The organism is Martinezella sp. CNPSo 3959, from assembly GCF_057784355.1.
The window spans coordinates 191,647-214,411 of record NZ_JBXSOV010000001.1; the positions used below are offsets into that span (position 1 = coordinate 191,647).

Below are 22,765 nucleotides of genomic sequence, written 5' to 3' on the forward strand. Positions count from 1 at the left end.
GCAGTGGCGATTCGTCTGGCCAGCTCTCCCAAAGGCAAGAGTTCGTCTGATTTTTCAGCTATTTGCAATGATGACCTGAAGTAAGGGTTTCGCTCCTTAGCGAAACCGGACGACAGTTCCCGCCTCTGCCTGTCACTCGCATGAAGGTCGTAATTGGCCGTGCATTTGACCAGGGCGCCGACCGTCGCTCGGGCGTGGAGATTGATGGGAATGATACAGGACGCGGTGTCGCCGGCGGCGAGCGACGAGACGGTTGTCAAGGTGACGGATCGTCGTGCTTCCTTTGCCCTACCTGGTCTGATCCTGGCCGGCGGCGCGCTTTTGTGCGCCATCGCGACCTTGCTGATGCTTCTTGGGCTGACGCCAGTCGCCCCGACATCATCCGTCGTTTTCACCTCGGTCGTTATCAACGGACTTTTCGTCCTGGGTCTGATCGCTCTGATCGCCCGCGAAGTGGCGCGCCTGATGAAGGCACGCAGCCGTGGTCGCGCGGCAGCCCGCCTGCATATCCGTATCGTCGTTCTGTTCTCGATCGTGGCGATCACGCCGGCCATCCTCGTCGCCATCGTTGCCAGCCTGACGCTCAATGTCGGCCTGGATCGCTGGTTCGGCGTGCGCACGCAGCAGATCATCAGCTCCTCGCAGAACGTCGCGCAAGCCTATCTGATGGAGAATGCGAGCTATCTGCAGGGCCAGACTGTGTCGATGGCAAACGATCTGGAGCGTAACCGTTCGCTCTTCAATCTCGATCGCACCGGCTTTGCCGACTTGATGACCCGTCAGGCACGCGGGCGCGGCTTGCTGGGCGCCTTTCTCGTGCGCCGCGACGGCAGCGCCATTGTCCAGGCCGAGATCAAGACCGAACGCCCGCTCCCTGCCATTCCAAAAGACGCGCTTGATTCTTCGGCCAACGGGCAACCGACTCTCATCCCGCCTGGCGTGACCAATCTTGTCGGCGCTGTCATCAAGCTCGATGAAATACCCGGCGCGTTTCTCTACACCGTTCGGGCGGTCGACCCGCGCGTCATGAATGCCATGCGGATGGTGGAGGACAATACGGTCGAGTACAAGGCGATGGAAGAAGGGCGCATGTCGCTCCAGATCGCTTTTGCCGTTCTTTATATCGGCTTTGCTCTCATCGTACTTCTGGCGGCGATCTGGACAGCCATCGCAATTGCTGATCGTATCGTCAGGCCCATCCGTCTCCTCATCAGTGCTGCGGATAACGTTGCTTCGGGGAACATGAACGTGCTGGTGCCGGTGCGCTCGGCTGACGGCGACGTCGGCAGCCTGTCGCGCACCTTCAACAAGATGATCTCGGAAATTCGCACGCAGCGCGATGAAATCCTTGAAGCGAAGGATGAGGTCGACGACCGCCGTCGCTTCATCGAAGCCGTGCTTTCGGGTGTGACGGCGGCCGTGATCGGTGTCGAGCACGATCGGCGCATCACCATCGTCAACACCTCGGCCGAAGACCTGCTGACGTTAAAGAGTGATGAGCTCATCGGCAAGAATCTGTCTGATATCTCACCAGAGGTCGATCAGGTCGTGACGGAAGCGACGACGCGCCATCGCAGCGATTTCCGCAAGCAGATCAGCCTTGTTCGCGGTGGCACTGTGCGAACCCTCAGCGTCCAGGTAACGCGTGAGGAATCGCGCGATGCCAACGAGTCCTACGTCATCACACTCGATGACATTACCGATCTTGTCATAGCGCAACGTTCGACCGCCTGGGCTGATGTCGCGCGTCGTATCGCGCATGAGATCAAGAACCCGCTGACGCCCATTCAGCTGTCGGCCGAGCGTATCCGCCGCCGTTTCGGCAAGAACATCGCCGATGCCGACCGCCCGGTCTTCGACCAGTGCACGGATACGATCATCCGGCAGGTCGGTGATATCGGCCGCATGGTCGACGAGTTCTCCTCCTTCGCCCGCATGCCGAAGCCGACCATGGAGCCGACCGATCTGCGCGATATTCTGCGCGACGCCGTGTTCCTGCGCGAAATGGGCAATACACATGTCCAGTTCGGGCGTGAGTTGGGCGACGAACGGCTCGAGGGCATGTTCGATGCGCGAATGCTCGGCCAGGCCTTCGGCAATCTCATCAAGAATGCCGTCGAGGCAATCGAAGGCGTACCGAGCGACCAGGCTCGCGAGCAGCCAAAGATCCTCGTCCGCTCGTCGCTCGATCCGGATCGCGATCGCTTCACTGTCGACGTCATCGACAATGGCCGCGGCCTGCCGGTGGAAAACCGGCACAGCATTCTCGAACCCTATATGACGATGCGCGAGAAGGGCACGGGCCTTGGCCTCGCCATCGTCAAGAAGATCATTGAAGACCATGGCGGGCAGATCGAACTCCACGACGCGCCGGCCGATTTCGACCAGGGCAGGGGGGCCATGATCCGCGTGCATCTGCCGCGCCGTGAGCAAGCCGCCGTCGCCCATACAGAAAATGACAAGGAAAGCGTCTATGGCATCTGATATTCTCGTAGTCGACGACGAGGAAGACATTCGCGAAATCGTTTCGGGAATTCTTTCGGATGAGGGGCACGAAACTCGCACTGCGCATGACAGCGATAGCGCGCTCGCCGCGATTTCCGATCGCGCGCCGCGGCTGATCTTCCTCGATATCTGGATGCAGGGCAGCAAGCTCGACGGTCTGGCGCTCTTGGATGAGATCAAGGCGCGCCATCCGGAGCTGCCCGTGGTTATGATTTCGGGTCATGGCAATATCGAAACGGCCGTGTCCGCCATCAAGCGCGGCGCTTTCGATTTCATCGAGAAGCCGTTCAAGGCCGATCGCCTCATCTTGATCGCCGAGCGCGCGTTGGAAAACTCCAAGCTGAAGCGTGAGGTCTCCGAGCTGAAGCGCCGCACGGGCGACGCCGTTGAATTGATCGGCACGTCGGTAGCCGTGTCGCAGCTGCGCCAGACCATCGACAAGGTTTCTCCCACCAACAGCCGCATCATGATCTTCGGTCCATCGGGCTCCGGCAAGGAGCTCGTGGCCCGGATGATCCACAAGAAGTCGACCCGCGCCAATGGCCCGTTTGTGGCGCTGAATGCCGCCACCATCACGCCAGAGCGCATGGAGATAGCGCTGTTCGGCACCGAAGGCTCGCCAGGGCAGGCGCGCAAGATCGGTGCCCTTGAAGAGGCCCATCGCGGCATTCTCTATCTCGACGAAGTCGGTGAAATGCCGCGCGAGACGCAGAACAAGATCCTGCGGGTGCTCGTCGACCAGCAGTTCGAGCGTGTCGGCGGTTCCAAGCGGGTGAAGGTGGATGTGCGGATCATCTCGTCCACGGCCTACAATCTCGAGAGCCGCATTGCCGAGGGCCTGTTCCGCGAAGATCTCTATCACCGCCTCGCCGTCGTTCCTGTCCGCGTCCCGGCTCTTGCCGAGCGCCGCGAAGATATCCCCTTCCTCGTCGATCAGCTGATGCGCCAGATTTCGGAGCAGGCCGGCATCCGGCCGCGTCGCATCGGTGACGACGCCATGGCCGTGTTGCAGGCGCATGATTGGCCCGGCAACATCCGCCAGCTGCGCAACAATATCGAGCGGCTGATGATCCTGGCGCGCTCTGACGGCGCAGAAACGCCGATCACGGCGGAAATGCTGCCGACCGACCTCGGCGACATGCTGCCGAAAGTCTCCGCCAAAAACGATTATCACATCATGACATTGCCGCTACGCGAAGCCCGCGAAATGTTCGAGCGCGATTATCTCATCGCTCAGATCAACCGGTTCGGCGGCAATATCTCGCGCACCGCGGAATTTGTCGGCATGGAACGCTCGGCACTCCATCGCAAGCTGAAGTCGTTGGGCGTCTGAACGGCCGCCCGACATTTCGAACATCACAGAATTCGGATCAGGGGCTTCTATGCCGAGAATAGCTTACGTCAACGGCCGCTATGTCAAGCACAGCGATGCCATGGTGCATATCGAGGACCGCGGCTATCAGTTCGCCGACGGCGTCTACGAGGTGTGCGAGGTTCGTCATGGCGTGATCGTCGACCTGACGCGTCATCTCGATCGCCTCAACCGTTCGCTGAGCGAGCTGCGGATCGCGTGGCCGATGACGCGCCAAGCATTGGTTCTTGTGATTCGCGAGACGCTGCGCCGCAACCATGTCCGCAATGGCCTATTCTATCTGCAGGTGACGCGTGGCGTTGCCCGGCGCGATCACGTCTTCCCGCCGGCCGGCACGCCATCCTCGATCGTCGTCACCGCCAAGAGCACGGACCAGTCCGTGATCGCCAAGAAGAACGCCAATGGCATCAAGGCGATCACCGTCCGCGACAACCGCTGGGACCGCGTGGATATCAAGTCGGTCGGTCTGCTTCCGAACGCGATGGCCCGTCAGCAGGCTAAGGAGGCCGGCGCGCAGGAGGCGATCTACATCGATCACAACGGCATGGTGAAGGAAGGCGCGGCGACCAACGTCTGGATCGTCGATCACGACGGGAATCTCGTCACCCGCCCGGCCGAACACGGCATCCTGCGCGGCATCACCCGCACGACGCTGATGGACGTTGCAGCCAAGCTCGACGTGACGATCGTCGAGCGATTCTTCTCGGTAGAAGAGATGATGAAAGCCCGCGAAGTCTTCATCACGGCGGCGACAAGTATCTGTTTTCCGGTCGTTTCTATCGATGGAGAGACGATAGCGAACGGTCATCCGGGCAGCATGTCACAGAAAATTCGTGAAGCCTTTTTCGACGTTGCGGAAAAGACTGCGATTTGATACCAACATTCGCTGGGGGGAGAGAATGAGGGTATCTCCCGTCCGGGACCTCTGTATACCATGACATTCAACCGGCTCAGGTCGGCAAAAAAGAAAGAAGCGGCGCGATGGCGGAACGTTCTCAGAACTTGCAGGACTTGTTTCTCAATACTGTTCGCAAGCAAAAGATTTCACTCACAATTTTCTTGATTAACGGCGTGAAGCTCACAGGTGTCGTAACCTCATTCGACAATTTCTGCGTCCTGCTCCGCCGCGATGGCCATTCGCAGCTCGTCTACAAGCATGCGATCTCGACGATAATGCCGGGTCAGCCGATGCAGATGTTCGAGAGCGAAGAAGCCGCATCCTAACCGGGACTTGCCGTTATCACGACACGCGATACCAAAAATGATTCCCTCATCCCGGAGACCGTAAAACACCGGGATGACATGTGGGCTGTTGTCGTCGTGCCTGTGCTGAAACAGGCACGCGCGGCGCGTTCCGCTCAAGCCGACAATGCCATCTCCGTTTCACGCCCGCCCGAAAGCCGGCTGGAAGAGGCCAAGGGCCTCGCGCTCGCCATCGACCTTGATGTCGTCAACGGCTCCATCGTTCCGATCAACGACCCGCGGCCGGCAACGCTGCTCGGAACCGGCAAGATCGAGGAAATCCTCGCGCTCCTAGATGAGTTCAACGCCGGGCTCGTCATCGTCGATCATCCTCTGACGCCGGTACAGCAGCGCAATCTCGAGAAGGCATGGAACGCCAAGGTCATCGACCGTACCGGCCTCATTCTTGAAATCTTCGGCCGCCGCGCCTCCACCAAGGAAGGTACGCTGCAGGTCGAGCTTGCACATCTGAACTATCAGAAAGGCCGGCTGGTTCGAAGCTGGACCCACCTTGAACGCCAGCGCGGCGGTGCCGGCTTCATGGGCGGCCCGGGTGAAACCCAGATCGAAGCTGACCGTCGCATGCTGCAGGAACGGATCATCCGGCTGGAGCGCGAGCTGGAGCAGGTCGTTCGCACGCGCCAGCTCCATCGCGCCAAGCGAAAGAAGGTGCCGCATCCGATCGTGGCTCTGGTCGGCTATACCAATGCCGGCAAGTCGACGCTGTTCAACCGCATCACCGGCGCCGGCGTTCTGGCCGAAGACATGCTGTTTGCGACGCTCGACCCGACGCTGCGCCGCATGAAGCTGCCGCATGGCCGTACCGTCATCCTCTCCGACACGGTCGGCTTCATCTCCGACCTGCCGACTCACCTGGTGGCCGCCTTCCGGGCGACGCTGGAAGAGGTGCTGGAAGCCGACCTGGTCCTGCATGTCCGCGATCTCTCGGATGACGACAATCAGGCCCAGAGCGCTGACGTGATGCGCATTCTCGGCGATCTCGGCATTGGCGAGGCCGAAGGCGCCGAGCGCATCCTAGAGGTCTGGAACAAGATCGACCGCCTGGAGCCGGAAGCTAACGATGCCATCGTCCAGAAGGCGTCGACCGCGGAAAACGTCATTGCCGTCTCAGCGATAACAGGCGAGGGCGTTGAGCGTCTGATGAATGAAATCAGCCGGCGCCTTTCCGGCGTGCTGACGGAAACGACGATCACCTTGCCCGTCGAAAAGCTGGCGCTGCTGCCCTGGCTTTACAATCACGCCATCGTCGATAACCGCGAGGACAATGAGGACGGCACAGTGACGCTCGACGTGCGCTTGACCGAGGCTGAAGCGGCTGAGTTGGAGCGGCGCATGGGCAATGGCCCGAAGCCGCAACGCGAAGACTGGGAATAGGCGGGTTTACGCCGACTTGACGCCTGCCAGCTGTCGCTCGATGGCTTTTGCCGACTGCCAGATTTCTTCCATCCGCTCTAGTGAGGCGCCTTCCAGCGTCTCGCCTTTAGCCTCGAGCGTCGTTTCGATGTGATGGAAGCGGCGGCGGAATTTGGTGTTCGTGCCGCGCAGGGCTTGCTCCGGATCGGTGCTCACATGCCGGCCGATATTGACGACGGCGAAGATCAGGTCTCCGAGTTCGTCGCTGACCTTGGCCTTGTCGCCGCTTGCAAGCGCTGCCCGTAATTCGCCGATTTCCTCCTCGATCTTGTCGAGGATCGGCTCCGGCGCAGACCAATCGAAACCGACCTTGGCGGCGCGCTCCTGCAGTTTCAAGGCTTCGGTCAGGGCAGGGAAGGTCCGCTGCACTGAGCCCAGAAAGCCGGCCTTGAAGTCTTCGGTGATGCCGCTCTTCGCCCGCCGCTCGGCCCGTTCCCGCTTCTCTTCGGCCTTGATCCGGTCCCATTGCAGCGTAACCGCATCCTCGGTTTTGGCGTCCGAGACGGCAAAGACATGCGGATGGCGGCGGATCATCTTGCGGGTAATGGCATGCACGACATCGCCGAAGGAAAATGCTCCGGCCTCCTCGGCGATCCGCGCGTGGAAGACGACCTGCAGCAGGAGATCACCGAGCTCGTCGCAAAGATCGTCGTTATCCTTGCGCTCGATCGCATCCGCGACTTCATAGGCCTCCTCGATCGTGTAAGGCTTGATGGTTTCGAAGGTCTGGACGATATCCCAAGGGCAGCCGCTCTCCGGGTTTCGCAGCGCTGCCATGATGTCGATCAGACGGGAAATGTCTCGCGATGCTTCCATCGTTGCCTCGGGTCTTGCTCTATTAATTCAATGGGATGTCGTTGCCGCTCTTCGACGTCTGGTAGTTGTCGGAGAGATCGGCATAGGTCTGCTTGATGCGCGCTGTCTGGTCTCTGAGCTCGCCTTTGCGTGGATCCGCTTCCGTCTCCACTAGGTCGGAAATGGCAAAGCTGTTCCAGAATGCGTTTTGGCGGCGATAGCCACCCGGCTCCAGGCCGAAGACTTCCTTCAGAATCTTGAGATCGTGCGGGATTGCGAAAGCGTCCCGCGAATCTTCATGGCTGAAGAAGTAGTAAAAATTGTCGAATCCGGCCCAGGTGATCGCCGACATGCACATGGTGCAGGGCTCATGGGTCGACAGAAAGATCAAATCCTTGGTCGGGGGCTTCTCGCCGAGCTCGTAGAAGCGCTTCAGGGTGTGAACCTCGCCATGCCAAAGCGGGTTTTCCAATTCATTGTTGGTTTCCGCGATGACGAGCGAGAGATCGGACTTGCGCAGGATGGCCGCGCCGAAAACCTTGTTGCCGACAGCTACGCCTTTGCGGGTCAGGGGCAGGATGTCATGCTCGACGACGTTGAGAAGGCGTGCAGCGATGCTATTGTCAGACAAGGGTTTTCTCCAACGATTTTCGCTGCAGTCTATCGGGGTTGCAAATGCCGCGATATGCGTAAATAACTTAAAGACTGTGTTTGCCACAAGCAATAAAGCAGCTCGGCAACGGGGCCGAGTAATAAAAATCTATAGATTTTATAGGCTTATTGCAATCTGCTCGCCTGGTGAGTTTTGCTCAAATCCTTGTCATGTCGAGCAAAAGAATACGCGCACGCATGGGCATTAGAATTTCTGTTTCTTCAATCTCTTGGCAGCAGGGGCGATATTCGCAAAATCTCGAAGTGGAACCATGATGCCTCCCAGGACTGAACAGCTTTCAGTGTTTCCCGCTTTCTTCCGCGTGGAAGGAAGGGTAGCGGCCGTGTTCGGCAATGGCGACGAGGCCTTTGCCAAGGTACGGCTGCTTTTGAATACGCAGGCGAAAGTCGTTGCCTTTACGCCGGCGCCCGAGGCTGATTATCACGCTTTCCTCATCGCCAACCGCATCGAAACCGTACGCGGCGATTTTTCACCCGATCAGGTCAAGGGCGCGACGCTCGTCTTTGCTGCTACTGGCGATGCCGAGGCGGATCGCGCGATCGTCGATGCGGCTCGCGCCGAGCGTATCCCGGCAAACGCCGTCGATCAGCCCGATTATTGCGATTTCTATACGCCGGCGCTGGTCAATCGGGCGCCTGTTGCCGTTGCCATCGGCACCGAGGGTGCCGGACCTGTGTTGGCGCAGATGATCCGCGCGCAGATCGACCAGATGTTGTCGCCGTCGCTTGGCAAACTGGCGGAGCTGGCCACGCGCTATCGCAAGCCGGTCGAGCGTTTCGTGGCGCGGGGCGTTGCGCGTCGCATTTTCTGGCGGCAGTTCTTTTCCGGACCGGTCGCGGATGCCATCAATGCCGGTCATGTTGCACAGGCGGAGCAGGTGGCCGATGAGCTGCTGCAGTCGTCCCGCGATGTCGAGGGCCGCGTCTGGCTGGTCGGTGCCGGCCCGGGCGCCGAAGATCTGCTGACGCTGCGGGCGCAGCGCGTGATGATGGAGGCCGATGTCATCGTCTATGACGCGCTGGTGCCGCAGGCGATCGTCGATATGGGACGTCGCGACGCCGAGCGCCTGTCCGTTGGCAAGCGCAAGGGATGTCATAGCAAGTCGCAGGAAGAGATCAACGATCTGCTGGTGCAGCTCGGCCGCGAAGGCAAGCGTGTCGTGCGGCTGAAGTCCGGCGATCCGCTGGTTTACGGTCGTGCCGGCGAGGAAATGGCGGCTCTGCGCGCCGCCGGTATCGGCTATGAGATTGTTCCAGGCATCACCTCGGCCTTTGCCGCTGCTGCCGATTTCGAATTGCCGCTGACGCTGCGTGGCGTCGCCTCGTCGCTGGTCTTTACAACGGGTCACGATCTCACGGGCGATGTGCTGCCCGATTGGGCGAGTTTGGCCGTATCCGGCGCCACGATTGCGGTGTATATGGGGCGTACGGTTGCCGCTTCCGTCGCCGGCCGTCTGATGCAAGCCGGCTTACCGCCCGAGACGACCGTTGCCATCATCGAGAATGCCAGCCGGCGCGATCGCCGCTTGATGCACGGCATCCTGCGGGATCTGCCCGATCTCGAACACCGCGATGAGCTGGGTGGGCCGGTCATGGTCATTATCGGCGATGCCGTCGCCGGTGCGAATTTTGAACAATCCGAGCCGCTGGTTCGTCGCGAGACCGCTGCTCAAGACTATGCAAGGAACTGATTGATGGTCGACAAGGTTCTGACCGCAAACCGGCTCACCGATGGCGTCGCCGTCTGGCTGAACGCAAATGGCGAGTGGGTGACATCGCTACAGGAGGCACTGGTCGCTCGGCATGCCGAAGCGGAAGCCGCGCTGGAAGCGATCGGCAAGCAGGCCTATGCTGACAACAAGGTCGTCGACGTCAATCTCATCGACGTGCAGGAAACCGGCGGCAAGCTTTGGCCGCTGCGCCTGCGCGAGCGCATCCGCGCCGAAGGCCCCACCATGGAATATGCTGCGGGCTATGCCCCGGCCGATCCCGATTTCATTGCAGTCTGAGAAGTCCCGAGGAAGTCATGTATCGTTACGATGAATTCGACCACGCCTTTGTTGCGGAACGGGTTGCCCAGTTTCGCGATCAGGTGGAGCGACGCCTCTCGGGTGAGCTTTCGGAAGACGCCTTCAAGCCGCTGCGCCTAATGAACGGCGTCTATCTGCAGCTGCACGCCTATATGCTGCGCATCGCCATTCCCTATGGCACGCTGAGCTCGCGCCAGATGCGCATGCTCGCCCATGTCGCACGCACCTATGACCGCGGCTATGGCCACTTCACCACGCGTCAGAACCTGCAGTTCAACTGGCCGAAGCTTTCCGAGATGCCGGATGCGTTGGCCGATCTTGCTTCGGTCGAGATGCACGCCATCCAGACCTCGGGCAACTGCATTCGCAACGTGACCGCCGACCATTTTGCCGGCGCTGCGGCTGACGAAGTCGCCGACCCCAGGCCTTATGCCGAAATCCTGCGCCAATGGTCCTCCGTTCATCCGGAGTTCTCCTTCTTGCCGCGTAAGTTCAAGATTGCCGTCACCGGCGCCGAGCGCGACCGTGCCGCCATTCAGGTGCATGATGTCGGCCTGCATCTGAAGAAAAACGACAAGGGCGAGATCGGTTTTGCTGTCTATGTCGGCGGCGGGCAGGGGCGTACGCCGCTGGTTGCCAAGCTGATCCGTGACTTCCTGCCGGAAGCAGATCTTCTCTCCTACATCACCGCCATCATGCGCGTTTACAATCTGCATGGCCGCCGCGACAACAAGTACAAGGCGCGCATCAAGATTCTCGTGCATGAAACGGGCGCCGAGGAACTGGCACGCCAGGTCGAAGTCGAGTTCGACAAGCTGCGAGATACCGAGCTGAAGCTGCCGGAAGCCGATGTCCAGGCCATCTCGGCCTATTTCGCGCCGCCAGCGCTGCCTGAGCGCCCTGAAGGCTGGGAAAGCCTGGCGCGCTGGAAGAAGGCCGATCCGGCTTTCGCGCGCTGGGTGCAGCAGAACGTGCAGCCGCATAAGAACCCCGATTACGGCATGGTGACAATCTCGCTGAAGCCGATCGGCGGTATTCCTGGCGATGCGACGGATGTCCAGATGGAAGCCGTGGCCGATATAGCCGAGGAATATGCCTTCGACGAAATCCGCGTCAGCCATGAGCAGAACCTCATCCTGCCGCACGTGGCGCTGGCCGACCTCGAAGCCGTCTATCGCGGTCTGGTGGCCAACGGTCTCGAGACGGCGAATGCGGGCCTGATTACTGATATCATCGCCTGTCCCGGTCTCGATTATTGCGCGCTTGCCAATGCGCGCTCCATTCCGGTTGCGCAGGAAATCTCTACGCGTTTCGGTTCGCCCGAGCGCCAGGCGGAGATCGGCGAGCTGAAGATCAAGATTTCCGGCTGCATCAATGCCTGTGGCCATCACCATGTCGGTCATATTGGCTTGCTTGGGGTCGAGAAGAAGGGCGCAGAACTCTATCAGATCACGCTCGGCGGCTCCGGCGACGAAAATACGTCGATCGGTGAGATCATCGGCCGCGGCTTCGAGCCCGACAAGGTGACCGACGCCATAGAGACCATCGTCGACACCTATCTCGGTCTTCGTCTGGATCCCTCCGAAACCTTCCTGACCGCCTACCGTCGCGTTGGGCCGCAGCCGTTCAAGACCGCGCTCTACGGCGCGTCCTCGTCGGCAGCCGAAGCGGCGTAAGGAGATTGATTATGACCAAGATCTGGCGAGAAACCGGCTTCGTGGAGCATGATCCGTGGGTCATTGAGACTGACGAGGTCAAGGCAACCGAGGCGCAGAAGCCGCTGCTCGACCTCGATGCGTTGATCGCAAAGGCGGAAGAGAGCAATGAGGCCGGTCTCGGCGTTGTCATCAAGCCAGCCGACGACGTGACACGGCTGCAGCCCTATCTCGACCGTCTCGATATCGTCGCGGTTGCTTTTCCGGCATTCAACGACGGCCGCGCCTTCAGCCATGCCTCGCTGCTGCGCCAACGCCTCGGCTACGCCAATGAGCTGCGTGCTGTCGGCGACGTGCTGATCGACCAGATTCCATTGATGCTGCGCGTCGGCATTGATAGTTTCTCGGTGACGAATGAGACCGCACTGAAGAGATTGGCGGAGAACCGCCTTCCGGGCATTCCGCATTACTATCAGCCGACCGCGCGCCGCGCAGAAGGCGGGCAGGCCTACAGCTGGCGGCGATTGCCGGCAAAGTCGGCCTGATATCGAAAGGCGGCTGTTGCGGCAATTTGACAGTGTCGAATTGTCGTATTCAAGCCTTTCGAATTATGTACGCTCGGTGATATGTAAACTTGACTGAAATAGGCATATTTCAGTTCCAGAACGTCGGTTGGAATGGAATGCCTTTCAAAACCGGCTATATTGTTATATCAGCGTCGCGAAATGAGCCTGCCAGGGAATACGTGCCCGGGAAGACCGCGTAAGACTAATACGGGATTCGAGACAGAATGAACGCCCCCGCAAAGACAGATGAATTTGCTTCAGCAGTACCCGCCGGCGTCTTCGCCGAGAAGGTGCTGAGCGTCACGCATTATACCGACCGGCTCTTTCGCTTCACCATGACCCGGCCGCAGGGCTTCCGTTTCCGCTCGGGCGAGTTCGCCATGATCGGCCTCATGGTCGATGGCAAACCGCTTTATCGTGCCTATTCGATCGCAAGCCCCGCCTGGGCCGACGAGCTTGAATTCTTTTCCATCAAGGTGCCGGACGGTCCGCTGACCTCGCACCTGCAGAACATCAAGCCCGGCGACGAAGTGCTGATGCGCAAGAAGCCGACGGGCACGCTGGTTCTGGATGCGCTGACGCCCGGCCGTCGGCTCTATATGTTCTCGACTGGCACCGGAGTTGCGCCGTTTGCGAGCCTTATCCGCGATCCGGAAACCTATGAAAAATTCGAGGAAGTCATCCTCACCCACACGACGCGCGATGTTGCCGAGTTGAAATACGGCTTCGATCTTGTCGAGGAAATCCGCAATGACGAGATCCTCAGCGAAGTCGTCGGCGATAAACTGCGCCACTACGCGACCGTCACCCGCGAGGAATTCCCCTTTAAGGGCCGCATCACCGATCTCATCGAAAACGGCAAGCTTTTCAGCGACCTCGGCGTACCGCCGCTGGATCCCGCGATCGATCGCGGCATGATCTGCGGCTCTTCCGCCATGCTGAAGGACACCAAGGGCCTGCTCGAAAAGGCCGGCCTGAACGAAGGTGCCAACAACAAGCCGGCCGAGTTCGTCATCGAACGCGCTTTCGTCGGTTAAGCGAATTATTCCAATGCATGAAAAAGGCGGTTTCGGCAACGAAGCCGCCTTTTTCATGCATTGTTGAGATAATCGATGAGTGCGGCCATAGCGGTGCGTGCCTTGTCGGCATCGCCGTCCCGGATGGCGTCTATCGCCTGAACATGCATGGCGATCGCGCCGCCCATGCGGTCATGCGTTCCAGTCGAATACCACAGCCGGCGCGCATGTGTTTGAACTGGGGCGAGCGCTGCCGTGATGAAGTTGTTGGGGCAGGCGGCTTCCAGAATTTCATCGAATGTCTTGTCGGCGGCGAAAAAACCGGGCAGGTCGCCGGTACCGGCGCATTCCGCCATCCGTCGGGCGCATTCCCGCAATCGCTCCCGCTGCTGCGGATCGGCATAGGTGGCGGCGAGTGCGGCGGCAATCGGTTCCAGTTCGCGCCGCACCTGCATGACATATTGATGATCTTCCGGACGAATTTCCGCGATTTGCAGGCCGACGCGCGGGCGCACATGGATCAATCCCTGCCAGGCAAGCTTCTGAATGGCCTCACGCACCGGCGTCCGTCCGTGTCCCGCCATCTCGATCAGCTGTTTTTCGGTCACAAGGTCGCCTGGCTTCAACTTAAGCGACACGATCGCATATTCCAGCGCGAGATAGGCAAGATGGCTGAGCGAATTCTGCATCCGAAATCAAGTCCGGCTTATGCGTGAGGGCACACAGTGTCATCTGGCCTCGTCGAAGGCAACGGTCGTGACACGTCAACAAGGGCGGCTTGGCGGCCCGTTCAAATCGCCTTACCGGAAATCGTCGTCCCTAAAGGGCCGACGATTTCGGAATATTTCGCAAGTGGCGCAAAGGAGCCGCGTCGTTATTGGCCGATTGCGGTGGCAAGGGTGGGCGGTCTTCGTTTGGCGGCCATGAGCAGGTCCAGCTCGGTGGACGACGGGCCGAACTTGTAGAAGAGGCGTTTTGCCTCCGCATCGTCGAGACGGTATTTCCGTGCAAACTCGGCAATACTGTATGGGCGGCCGCGGATGACTTTGCGGGCGGTTGTCCGATTGGCGTTTTCTGTCATGTTTCCAACCTCCTTTCGGTTCCTCATCCGATAGATAGCGCCAAGCTGGAGCTTGGAAAGACCTTGAAAACCGCGTTGCCTCCGCTAAAGGCAGTCTTCCGCCGGGGCCCACGCAACAAAAAAGGGAAGGCGATTTGCTCCGCCTTCCCTTTTTTCCTCTTCCCAATGCGGGCGTATGCAGCCCGATACGCTGCTATCGCCTGATCAATCGCCCTATGAAAATAAGAATGCAGGCGCCGATGAAGCCAGTGACCAGATAGTTCAGCCATACATGGAACGGCAGCGCGATGCCGAGGGCACGGAACAGCCAGCTGGCGACGAGCGCGCCAACAATGCCGAGGATGATGTTCATGATGATGCCGGTGTTGCTCTTCATGATCATCTCGGCGAACCAGCCAGCCAAACCGCCGATGATAATTGCTGCAATCCAACCTACGTTTGCGTCTTCCATAAAAGAACCTCCTGAGGGCCCGACAGGTTGTTAACAATAGCTGATATACACCAAAAACGATTCGCACCCCAACTGTTGCGCATGGCGAGCCGATTGATCCGTTCATTGCAACCCTGATTATTAAGGGAAATTGTTACGGTTGTTTGGGTCTCTGAGAATCGATTGTCTTGCCGCAGCTCATTCGTCGCTGGCGCCGGAGTTCTGATTTTCCTGAAGAACGGGTGGCTTCTTCGGCACTATGGCGTCGTTTCGTGGTAGTGAGGCAAGGAAAAGCATCCTCGGCCGCTGACAACCGCAATTTTATGGGTTGACCACAATAAGGCGTCTGCATATGTTCCGCGCACTTCCAGCCGGGGCAGCTTCTGCCAGCGGAGAGGGAGAGCGTAGCTCAGTCGGTAGAGCAACTGACTTTTAATCAGTAGGTCATGGGTTCGAATCCCATCGCTCTCACCATCGTTTCTTTGTCCAGCCCGGAGAGATAGGCCGCCAAACGCCCTTAGGCGAAGGTGCGGATTTTCGTATTGCCGATTTTCCAATGATATCGCCGTTACCTAGACCCGGCACCTGGCCAAGGTGCGGCACACAAACAGGAAGAGCCAATTTTTAACGAACAACCCAGACACAAGAATAGCCCGGTATTCGCTGCCTGCAAGGGAGATGCGCGAATCGAGATATTTAACTGAGCGCGCTGATCCACTAAATGAGCGCTCTTAAATACCAAAGGATCAAGATGTCTGACCATCCGCGTTCATTAGAGTCGACAAGGCGTTGCTTGTCGGACCGAAAGCCTAAAGGCACCATTATTTACATAATGGTCGCTGCGGTTGCGGTCATCATCGGATTGACTTCCGGGCGGCACGAGAGCGCGATGCAAACCGTCCCCCAGGTTGCGAAGCTGGTTCATTAGAACGATCATGAGCTCACCCGAAGGCCACGCACAGCCCGGCAACCTTCGCAGTTTTTGCGTTGCTGAATCTCACGGATTGTCTTGCCTCGGTTCGCATCTCGCTTTCATCCGTCAAACAGAATGCACAGGTTGTTGATGACGTTTGGTCCGAATTGGCTGGCGGCGAATCTCGATTTGATAGTATCATAGCTCCATCGATAAGACTGTTGGTGAAGACGACGGGCGAATGATGGAATTCGTGGCAGAGCTGTCTCTGTGGGAGATTTATGCAATCGTTTGCGGGTTGCTGGTATCCTTGGGCCTTTTGGCCGGGCTGATCGCAGGCAGGCGGTTTTCTATAGCCTTGAGAGTGCTGCCGCTTCTCGGAATCGCGATCACCGCGCCCGTGACCGAGCGGCTTGTGATCCCCTACCTCTCCGAGCGTTATCCGGTGATCTTCGCCAACAAGGATTTGCCCAAGAAGATCGACCAGAAAACCACGCTGACGAAGATAGACCTCAGCGATCACATCTATAGCTATTTCTACGATCTCGATGACGATGATGACGATTTCGATCCGCCTCTCGTCAAATCCGCGCAGCTTACCGATCTCTGCGACTTCCTGCTGCCGAAATTCAGTTCCGGCGAAGCATCTTTGGCGAATTACATCTATCAGCTGAAGGGCAGGGACTATTCGTTTTCGGTCGACAGCACCGACTGTTCCTGACGTTGGGCAGGCGAAATATCGAGCAGCAAGATCGATATCCCCGATAGCGTTATTATCGCGCTCGCCTCTGCGGAGGTCGTGACCGGTACTTACGCGATTGTTGAGAGCGCAACGACTGCGACTACCGTCAGTCCCCCGAAGATCGGCAGCAATTTGAGCATAACAAGCCGCGCGAGCTTCTTTCTTTCGATCGACGTCATGATCAGCATTCCTCACATGGCAGCGAAGCTTAAACGGATGGAATTCAAGATTCGTTTCATGCCTGTCGTCGCATTATTATATTATATGTCGCTAAAAGTACAGCGAAGCGGCATTTGCCTAATTCGAAGACAACAAATCCGCTCGTTAGTGGGATAGGGACCGCTGAGCATAATCGTGTCGTGCCTTGGATCGGAACCTAATTTCATCAGGTGAGTTCCCTCTTTAACAAAAAGGAGGCACGCCTTGGCACAGGGTCGAGATGAATCGAATGGCAAACGCGAGAAGAAGCAAGCGCTGGCAAAGATACAGCACAGCAAGGCGCATGAGAGCGATCGAATGAATAGGGAAAGGGATGGAGCTTCAGTCGTTGCCGATCCCAGAAATAGGCTTGCGGAGGGCAAGACCGATCCGGCGACAAAGGAGCGCAAACCGAGAGATGCATGAGCGATAATTGCTGCTCATACATTTGGCGGCCATCTGAACGATCGAACGAAATTCAAATCCGGCTGACGCGATTTTTCGCCAAGGCCTGGCATTTCGTCTGAATTTTGCGTGAGAGTAACGAACCGGTTGCGGTCAACCTTACCGCCAGCTGGATGGTAAAGTTGACCGCGATTTCAGAGTGAAAAAGTCTAGGCCTTGCCGCCGTTCTTCTTGCAATCGCTTCGGAATTTGGCGCGCGCCTTTCCATGCAGGCCCTTGGCATCGGCCTGGGCCGAACATGCCTTGGAAACGGCAGTTTGGGCAGGCTTCGCTGCCTTTGGCTTCATCGTATTGGTCGTCGATGGCGTCGATGTTGTTGCACTGGGCGTGGTCGTTGTCGTGGTGCTGGGGGTAGTTGCCGTCTGTGCCATCGCGCTTACGCTGAAGAGTGCGACAAAGGCTGCAGTCGTGAACATAGTAGCAATTCTCATGGGGGCTTTTCCTCCGCTGACTAGCTTGAGTGGAATGTGCGTTGTTCGACGAACATCAACAGCTTGAACCAATATTTTTACAAATGCAATTCGCTCATCGCATAGCTTCGCGACCCCTGGTTGGGCCCGGAAAACCGGGGAAAATCGGGGTTTTGCACCTGGGTGCAGCTATCCCAATTCCGTCAACTTTAAGGCACGACGGCGAGCTCGCTCGAAAAGGTGATTGGCTTTCCGGCACCCGCGTCGCTAGGAAGAGAGCCGGAATGACATAGCCGGAGTCCATCGTGTCGCTTGCCGATATTTCGCTTCTAAGTGCCTTGCTTGCCGGAGCCCTTTCGTTTCTCTCACCCTGCGTGCTGCCGCTCGTGCCGCCCTATCTCTGCTACATGGCGGGAATCTCGGTCGAGCAGTTTCGGGGCGGAGGAGCGGCAGTTGCCGCGACACCGAGCGTGCGCGGCAATGTGTTGATGTCGGCGCTGTTCTTCACTCTGGGGTTTGCCACCGTATTCGTCGCACTCGGCGCCGGTGCGTCCTCGATCGGCATGCTTCTGCGCCAGCATCTCGATGTTCTCGCCAAGATCGGCGGTTTGATCATCGTCGTCATGGGGCTGAATTTCCTCGGCGTCTTCCGCATCGGCCTTCTGGCCCGGGAGGCGCGCTTTCAGAGCGGCGGCAAGCCGGCGACGCTGACGGGTGCCTATATCATGGGCCTTGCCTTCGCCTTCGGCTGGACGCCCTGCATCGGCCCGGTGCTCGGCGCCATCCTCGGCATTGCCGCATCGCGCGAAACGGTCGGCGCGGGCGCCGGCCTGCTCGCCGTCTATTCTCTCGGGCTTGCAATCCCCTTCTGGATTGCCGCCGGCTTTTCCGGCGCCTTTATGCGCTTTCTCTCCCGTTTCCGCCGTCATCTGGGCACGGTCGAAAAGGTCATGGGTGCGCTTTTGGTGCTCACCGGTCTCGCTTTCATCTTCGGCTATATCAGCGACATGGCGATCTGGTTTCAGCAGACCTTTCCGATCCTGATGAAAATCGGCTAAGTCGGGCGATATTTTCGCCTCTTGTTCTTCTCGGCAAATGGAACATGCCCGATGGCTGACCCCCATGGCTGATATTGTTGGTCTGTTGCTGCCGTTCTTCGGGCTGATCCTGGTCGGCTACGTCGCCGCACGCGTTACGAAGCAGCCGGCCGAGGCGCTCGGCTGGTTGAACACGTTCATCGTCTATGCCGCGTTGCCGGCGCTGTTCTTCAAGCTTGTGTCCCAGACGCCGATCGAGCAACTGACGCGGATCGACTTCATCGCCACCGATATCGCCGCGACTTACTCGATTTTCCTACTGCTGTTTCTGATCGGCCGTTTCCTGCGCCGCAATTCGGTTGCCGAAAGCACTATCCAAGGCTTTGCGGGAGCCTATGGCAACATCGGCTACATGGGGCCGGGGCTTGCGCTGCTGGCGCTCGGTGAAAAGGCGGCCGCTCCGGTGGCGCTGATCGTCTGCTTCGAAAATGCGCTGCACTTCATCGTCGCACCTGCTCTGATGGCACTGGAAAGTGCCGACAGGCGTTCGCCGGCGAAGCTCGCCGTGGATATTGGCCGCAAGGTGCTGCTGCACCCCTTTATCCTGTCGACCGCGCTGGGTTTCGTCGTGGCAGCGTTTTCTCTCCATCAGCCGCTCGCCTTCGAGCGATTTGTCAATTATCTCGCGCAAGCTGCTGCTCCTTGCGCACTATTTGCCATGGGTGTGACGCTCGCGCTGCGTCCGCTAAAGCGGATTCCGATCGAGATCGGCTACATCGTGCCGGCAAAACTCGTCCTGCATCCGCTCTTGGTCTATGTCGTTCTACAAGCGGTCGGCGGCTTCGATCCGATCTGGATCGAGGCGGCCGTATTGCTTGCGGCGCTCCCGACGGCAACGAATGTCTTTGTCATTGGTCAGCAATACGACGTCTGGCAGGAGCGGGCCTCCGCCACTATTCTGATCACCACGGCCTGTTCCGTGGTGACGGTTTCGCTGGTGCTTTACCTGATAAAGTCGGGCGCCCTACCGGCGCAGCTTTTCCCGTAATGCCGAGGAAAAATTGCGCAGGCCGCCGCCGGGTTCGATGCCCTCGCGCATGACGATGTTGCGGAGCGGCGCGATGGCCAAAAGCACATGCAGGCCTGCTGCCCGCAGCATCTGCACGGGCAGGAAATCCGACAGAAGCGAGCGATTGAGGAGATCGACACTCGCCGTGCGGCTGACAATATCGGCGCGCCTCTTGCGATCGAAACTGTCGCCCGATGTCGCCGAGATCGGCTGGTCAGCGCGCGAGCAGAGAATGTCCGACAAGGCCAGGATATCGCGAAGGCTGAGATTGAGGCCCTGCGCGCCGATGGGCGGGAAGACATGGGCTGCTTCGCCGATCAGCGCGGCGCGCCCCTTGCCGAAGCGATAGGCCGTCATGCCGGAAAGCGGCCAGACCTGCACGCTGTCCTCGATCGTGACCTGGCCGAGCATCGACTGCATCCGCTCCTCGACCAAGCGGCCGAGTTCTTCGAGCGACTTCTCCGCATTGGCAGCGGCTTCGGCCGGCTTCTGCACCCAGACGAGACTGGAGCGTCTGCCGGGCAGAGGTACCTGCGTGAAGGGGCCGCTTTCGGTGTGGAATTCCGTGGAGATGTTCTGGTGCGGCAGGCTATGCGCGAAATTCAGAACCATCGCCGACTGCGGATAGGACCAGCCCTTGGTTTTGATTCCGAGGGTCTCTCGCACTGTCGAATTGCGGCCGTCCGCGCCAACGACGAATGCCGCATCGATCGAATCACCATTGTCGAGAGTGATCGCGACACCATCATCGCGGAAGTTGATTTCGGAAGCCGAGGCTTCGATGCGGCTGACATTGCCTTCCGCTTCGATGGCTTGGCTGAGGTTGTCCAGCAACACGGCATTCGGAATATTGTAACCGAAGGCATCCAGGCCGATTTCCGATGCCCGGAACGAGACCGTCGGTGCCCGCAGCAGCCGTGACGTGCCATCGATGATGCGCATCGTGGTCAGCGCCGCCGCCGAAGGCGCGATCTTTTCCCATAGCGTCAGTCGCTCCAGAAAGCGGATCGATTGATCCATCAGCGCCGTGGTCCGCTTGTCGGCTTTGTTGTGCGGCGCGGCCACAAGGGCGACGGATCTTCCGCCGCGCGCCAGTGCGAACGCCGTGATCATGCCGGCGAGCCCACCGCCGATAACGGCCACTTCAATCTGCTTCATATCGATGCCTCAATTGCCTTCGGTACTGAAAATAAGCGCTTAGCCTGTTGAAATCCATGGGATGAAACATCGCAACGGGTGAAAATGACAGTAAGTCGCGCTAGCGTGCCCCGATAAACGCTTTTGCGCTGGCGATGCCGACCAAAGGATGCATATTAGCAAGAAAAACCGCCTGCCGGGGCAGGTGAATAAGCTGACGAGTCGTGGGGCGGATGAAAATCTTCAATTACAAGCGGGTGCCTTATGCGGAGATGCGTGCCTTCTCCGTTCATATACTGACGGCATCCGGATCGTTTCTCGCCTTTCTCGGCGTCGTCGCGGCATCAGAACATCGCTTTGTCGATATGTTCTGGTGGCTTGGCCTGGCGCTGTTGGTCGATGGCATCGATGGGCCGATCGCGCGTAAGGTCCGCGTCAAGGAGGTGCTGCCCAACTGGTCCGGCGATACGCTCGACAATATCATCGATTACGTGACCTATGTGCTTCTGCCAGCATTCGCGCTCTATGAGAGCGGCATGATCGGTGAGCCCTGGTCGTTTGTCGCAGCCGGCATGATTGTCGTTTCCAGTGCCATCTATTACGCCGATACCGGCATGAAGACGGACGAATATTTCTTCTCCGGTTTCCCGGTCGTCTGGAACATGGTGATTTTCACGCTTTTCGTCATTGGCGCCAGTGCCACGACGGCCATGATCCTCGTCGGCGTTTCCGTCGTCCTGACCTTTCTGCCAATCAATTTTCTGCATCCCGTGCGCGTCAAGCGCTTGCGGCCGCTGAATCTTGGCATATTTCTCTTCTGGTCGGCACTCGGCATCTATTCGCTGCTGATGCATTTCGTCATGCCGCAATGGGCCGTTGTCCTCTTCATCGTCAGCGGTATCTATCTCTATTGCATCGGTGCCGTGCTGCAGTTTTTCCCGTCGCTCGGACGTCAGTAAGGCCCGTCCCTAAGACGTCAGTAAGGATTGTGCATCATGAAGAAGACCAAAGTCATCCGTATCCATGAGAATGGCGGTCCGGAGGTCATGAAGCTGGAGGAGGTGGATCTGCCGCCTCCCGGCGCGGGTGAGGTGCAGCTTCGTCAAGCCGCGATCGGTCTCAACTTCATCGACGTCTATTTTCGATCCGGCCTCTACAAGGCACCTCAGTTTCCATTGCCGCTCGGCAAGGAAGCTGCGGGCACGATCACCGAAGTTGGGCCTGGCGTGACCGATTTTGCTGTCGGCGATCGCGTCGCCTATGTCGGCAGCGATGGCGCCTACAGCGTCGAACGCAACATCGAGACCCGCCATCTGGTGAAGGTGCCCGACGATATCCCGCTTGAAACCGCCGCATCGATGATGCTGAAAGGCATGACGGCCGAATATCTGCTAAACCGCACCTTCAAGGTCGGCCCTGGAACGACGCTTTTGTTCCACGCGGCCGCCGGTGGCGTTGGCCTGATCGCCGGCCAGTGGGCCAAAGCCCTCGGTGCCGAAACCGTCATCGGCACTGCCGGTTCCGCCGAAAAGGTCGAACTGGCGCTGGCGCATGACTACGACCACGTCATCGACTACAGCAAGGAGAATTTTGCCGAGCGCGTTCGCGAAATCACCGGAGGCAAGGGCGTCGATGTCGTCTATGACTCGGTTGGGAAGGATACTTTCCCGCAGTCGCTCGATTGCCTGAGGCCGCGCGGGATGTGGGTCACCTTCGGCCAGTCTTCCGGTCCGATCGAGAATTTCAATCTCGCCATCCTCAACCAGAAGGGTTCGCTCTTTGCCACGCGGCCGAGCCTTTTCGCCTATGTCGGTACACCTGAGGAGTTGAGAGCCAGTGCAAAGGCGTTATTTGCTGTTGTGCAAAGCAGCAAAGTGCGTATCAATATTCATCAAACTTATCCGCTTGTTGACGCAGGGCGCGCACATGCGGATCTGGAAGCCAGGAAAACGAGTGGAACTACACTGCTGATCCCATAGATCCGTAAAGGGCAGGA

At 58.8% G+C, this 22,765-nt stretch carries 22 protein-coding genes and 1 tRNA gene; 16 read left to right on the plus strand and 7 right to left on the minus strand.

Features of this window, described 5'->3' with window-relative positions; translation table 11 throughout:
* The first annotated feature begins 210 nt into the window (after window positions 1-210).
* The 5 genes from AC13RE_RS01025 to hflX all read left to right on the plus strand — a co-directional run bounded on the left by AC13RE_RS01025 (window position 211) and on the right by hflX (window position 6,514).
* Window positions 211-2,484, plus strand: a complete 2,274-nt coding sequence (locus AC13RE_RS01025) for a sensor histidine kinase NtrY-like (RefSeq protein ID WP_112338342.1) — start codon at window positions 211-213, stop codon at window positions 2,482-2,484.
* Window positions 2,474-3,838, plus strand: a complete 1,365-nt coding sequence (ntrX, locus tag AC13RE_RS01030; protein ID WP_015339830.1) for a nitrogen assimilation response regulator NtrX — start codon at window positions 2,474-2,476, stop codon at window positions 3,836-3,838. Before AC13RE_RS01025 ends, ntrX begins: the two co-directional genes overlap by 11 nt.
* A gap of 49 nt (window positions 3,839-3,887) precedes the next feature.
* Window positions 3,888-4,751, plus strand: coding sequence for a D-amino-acid transaminase (locus AC13RE_RS01035; RefSeq protein WP_132716529.1), 864 nt, complete (start codon window positions 3,888-3,890; stop codon window positions 4,749-4,751).
* A 107-nt stretch (window positions 4,752-4,858) separates the two neighbouring features.
* A complete protein-coding gene (gene hfq, locus AC13RE_RS01040) occupies window positions 4,859-5,101 on the plus strand; it encodes an RNA chaperone Hfq (RefSeq protein WP_003539403.1) in 243 nt (80 codons plus the stop codon).
* A 78-nt stretch (window positions 5,102-5,179) separates the two neighbouring features.
* On the plus strand, window positions 5,180-6,514 hold the full coding sequence (gene hflX / locus AC13RE_RS01045) for a GTPase HflX (RefSeq protein ID WP_488561648.1): 1,335 nt from the start codon (window positions 5,180-5,182) through the stop codon (window positions 6,512-6,514).
* Window positions 6,515-6,520: 6 nt separating this feature from the next.
* Here hflX and mazG read toward each other — a convergent pair whose 3' ends face one another.
* Both mazG and AC13RE_RS01055 read right to left on the minus strand, forming a co-directional pair.
* Window positions 6,521-7,369 carry a nucleoside triphosphate pyrophosphohydrolase gene (mazG, locus tag AC13RE_RS01050; RefSeq protein WP_488561649.1) on the minus strand — a complete coding sequence of 283 codons (849 nt, stop codon included), beginning with the start codon at window positions 7,367-7,369 and terminating at the stop codon, window positions 6,521-6,523.
* A gap of 22 nt (window positions 7,370-7,391) precedes the next feature.
* Window positions 7,392-7,979 (minus strand): deaminase, encoded by a 588-nt coding sequence (locus AC13RE_RS01055; protein WP_488561650.1) that lies wholly within the window; start codon window positions 7,977-7,979, stop codon window positions 7,392-7,394.
* A 295-nt stretch (window positions 7,980-8,274) separates the two neighbouring features.
* Between AC13RE_RS01055 and cysG the strand changes: the two genes are divergently transcribed.
* From cysG to AC13RE_RS01080, 5 genes are all read left to right on the plus strand, one after another.
* Window positions 8,275-9,711: a siroheme synthase CysG gene (cysG, locus tag AC13RE_RS01060; protein ID WP_488562522.1), complete on the plus strand. Its 1,437-nt coding sequence runs from the start codon at window positions 8,275-8,277 to the stop codon at window positions 9,709-9,711.
* 3 nt (window positions 9,712-9,714) lie between these two features.
* Window positions 9,715-10,029 carry a DUF2849 domain-containing protein gene (locus tag AC13RE_RS01065; RefSeq protein ID WP_132716533.1) on the plus strand — a complete coding sequence of 105 codons (315 nt, stop codon included), beginning with the start codon at window positions 9,715-9,717 and terminating at the stop codon, window positions 10,027-10,029.
* A 17-nt stretch (window positions 10,030-10,046) separates the two neighbouring features.
* Window positions 10,047-11,726, plus strand: coding sequence for a nitrite/sulfite reductase (locus AC13RE_RS01070; RefSeq protein ID WP_488561651.1), 1,680 nt, complete (start codon window positions 10,047-10,049; stop codon window positions 11,724-11,726).
* A gap of 11 nt (window positions 11,727-11,737) precedes the next feature.
* Window positions 11,738-12,250, plus strand: a complete 513-nt coding sequence (locus AC13RE_RS01075; RefSeq protein WP_488561652.1) for a DUF934 domain-containing protein — start codon at window positions 11,738-11,740, stop codon at window positions 12,248-12,250.
* A gap of 245 nt (window positions 12,251-12,495) precedes the next feature.
* Window positions 12,496-13,308 (plus strand): ferredoxin--NADP reductase, encoded by an 813-nt coding sequence (locus AC13RE_RS01080; protein WP_132716536.1) that lies wholly within the window; start codon window positions 12,496-12,498, stop codon window positions 13,306-13,308.
* Between the two features lie 53 nt (window positions 13,309-13,361).
* On the opposite strand, the gene AC13RE_RS01085 is transcribed toward AC13RE_RS01080, so the two are convergent.
* The 3 genes from AC13RE_RS01085 to AC13RE_RS01095 form a co-directional block, all read right to left on the minus strand.
* Entirely contained in the window at window positions 13,362-13,976 is a 615-nt protein-coding gene (locus AC13RE_RS01085; protein ID WP_488561653.1) for a GntR family transcriptional regulator, read from the minus strand.
* 185 nt (window positions 13,977-14,161) lie between these two features.
* Entirely contained in the window at window positions 14,162-14,368 is a 207-nt protein-coding gene (locus AC13RE_RS01090; RefSeq protein WP_069612127.1) for a hypothetical protein, read from the minus strand.
* A 193-nt stretch (window positions 14,369-14,561) separates the two neighbouring features.
* Window positions 14,562-14,819: a GlsB/YeaQ/YmgE family stress response membrane protein gene (locus AC13RE_RS01095; RefSeq protein ID WP_015339842.1), complete on the minus strand. Its 258-nt coding sequence runs from the start codon at window positions 14,817-14,819 to the stop codon at window positions 14,562-14,564.
* A gap of 377 nt (window positions 14,820-15,196) precedes the next feature.
* Here AC13RE_RS01095 and AC13RE_RS01100 point away from each other — a divergent pair.
* Both AC13RE_RS01100 and AC13RE_RS01105 read left to right on the plus strand, forming a co-directional pair.
* Window positions 15,197-15,272 (plus strand) — tRNA-Lys (locus AC13RE_RS01100).
* A 680-nt stretch (window positions 15,273-15,952) separates the two neighbouring features.
* A complete protein-coding gene (locus tag AC13RE_RS01105; RefSeq protein WP_488561654.1) occupies window positions 15,953-16,432 on the plus strand; it encodes a hypothetical protein in 480 nt (159 codons plus the stop codon).
* 833 nt (window positions 16,433-17,265) lie between these two features.
* Here the strand turns inward: AC13RE_RS01105 and AC13RE_RS01110 are convergent.
* A complete protein-coding gene (locus tag AC13RE_RS01110; RefSeq protein ID WP_041677417.1) occupies window positions 17,266-17,547 on the minus strand; it encodes a PsiF family protein in 282 nt (93 codons plus the stop codon).
* A 284-nt stretch (window positions 17,548-17,831) separates the two neighbouring features.
* On the opposite strand from AC13RE_RS01110, the gene AC13RE_RS01115 reads away from it, so the two are divergent.
* Together AC13RE_RS01115 and AC13RE_RS01120 are read left to right on the plus strand one after the other, a co-directional pair.
* The gene (locus tag AC13RE_RS01115) at window positions 17,832-18,584 is read left to right on the plus strand and encodes a cytochrome c biogenesis CcdA family protein (protein ID WP_488484939.1); all 753 of its coding nucleotides are present in this window, start codon (window positions 17,832-17,834) and stop codon (window positions 18,582-18,584) included.
* A 64-nt stretch (window positions 18,585-18,648) separates the two neighbouring features.
* Window positions 18,649-19,611, plus strand: a complete 963-nt coding sequence (locus AC13RE_RS01120) for an AEC family transporter (protein ID WP_488561655.1) — start codon at window positions 18,649-18,651, stop codon at window positions 19,609-19,611.
* On the opposite strand, the gene AC13RE_RS01125 is transcribed toward AC13RE_RS01120, so the two are convergent.
* Complete coding sequence (locus AC13RE_RS01125; protein ID WP_488561656.1) at window positions 19,588-20,790, minus strand: UbiH/UbiF family hydroxylase; 1,203 nt, start codon at window positions 20,788-20,790, stop codon at window positions 19,588-19,590. The two genes, AC13RE_RS01120 and AC13RE_RS01125, sit on opposite strands and share 24 nt — an antisense overlap.
* A gap of 212 nt (window positions 20,791-21,002) precedes the next feature.
* Here AC13RE_RS01125 and pcsA point away from each other — a divergent pair, with 212 nt between their 5' ends.
* Both pcsA and AC13RE_RS01135 read left to right on the plus strand, forming a co-directional pair.
* Complete coding sequence (gene pcsA / locus AC13RE_RS01130; protein ID WP_113333751.1) at window positions 21,003-21,728, plus strand: phosphatidylcholine synthase; 726 nt, start codon at window positions 21,003-21,005, stop codon at window positions 21,726-21,728.
* A gap of 36 nt (window positions 21,729-21,764) precedes the next feature.
* Window positions 21,765-22,748: a quinone oxidoreductase family protein gene (locus tag AC13RE_RS01135; protein WP_488561657.1), complete on the plus strand. Its 984-nt coding sequence runs from the start codon at window positions 21,765-21,767 to the stop codon at window positions 22,746-22,748.
* The last annotated feature ends 17 nt before the right edge of the window (window positions 22,749-22,765 follow it).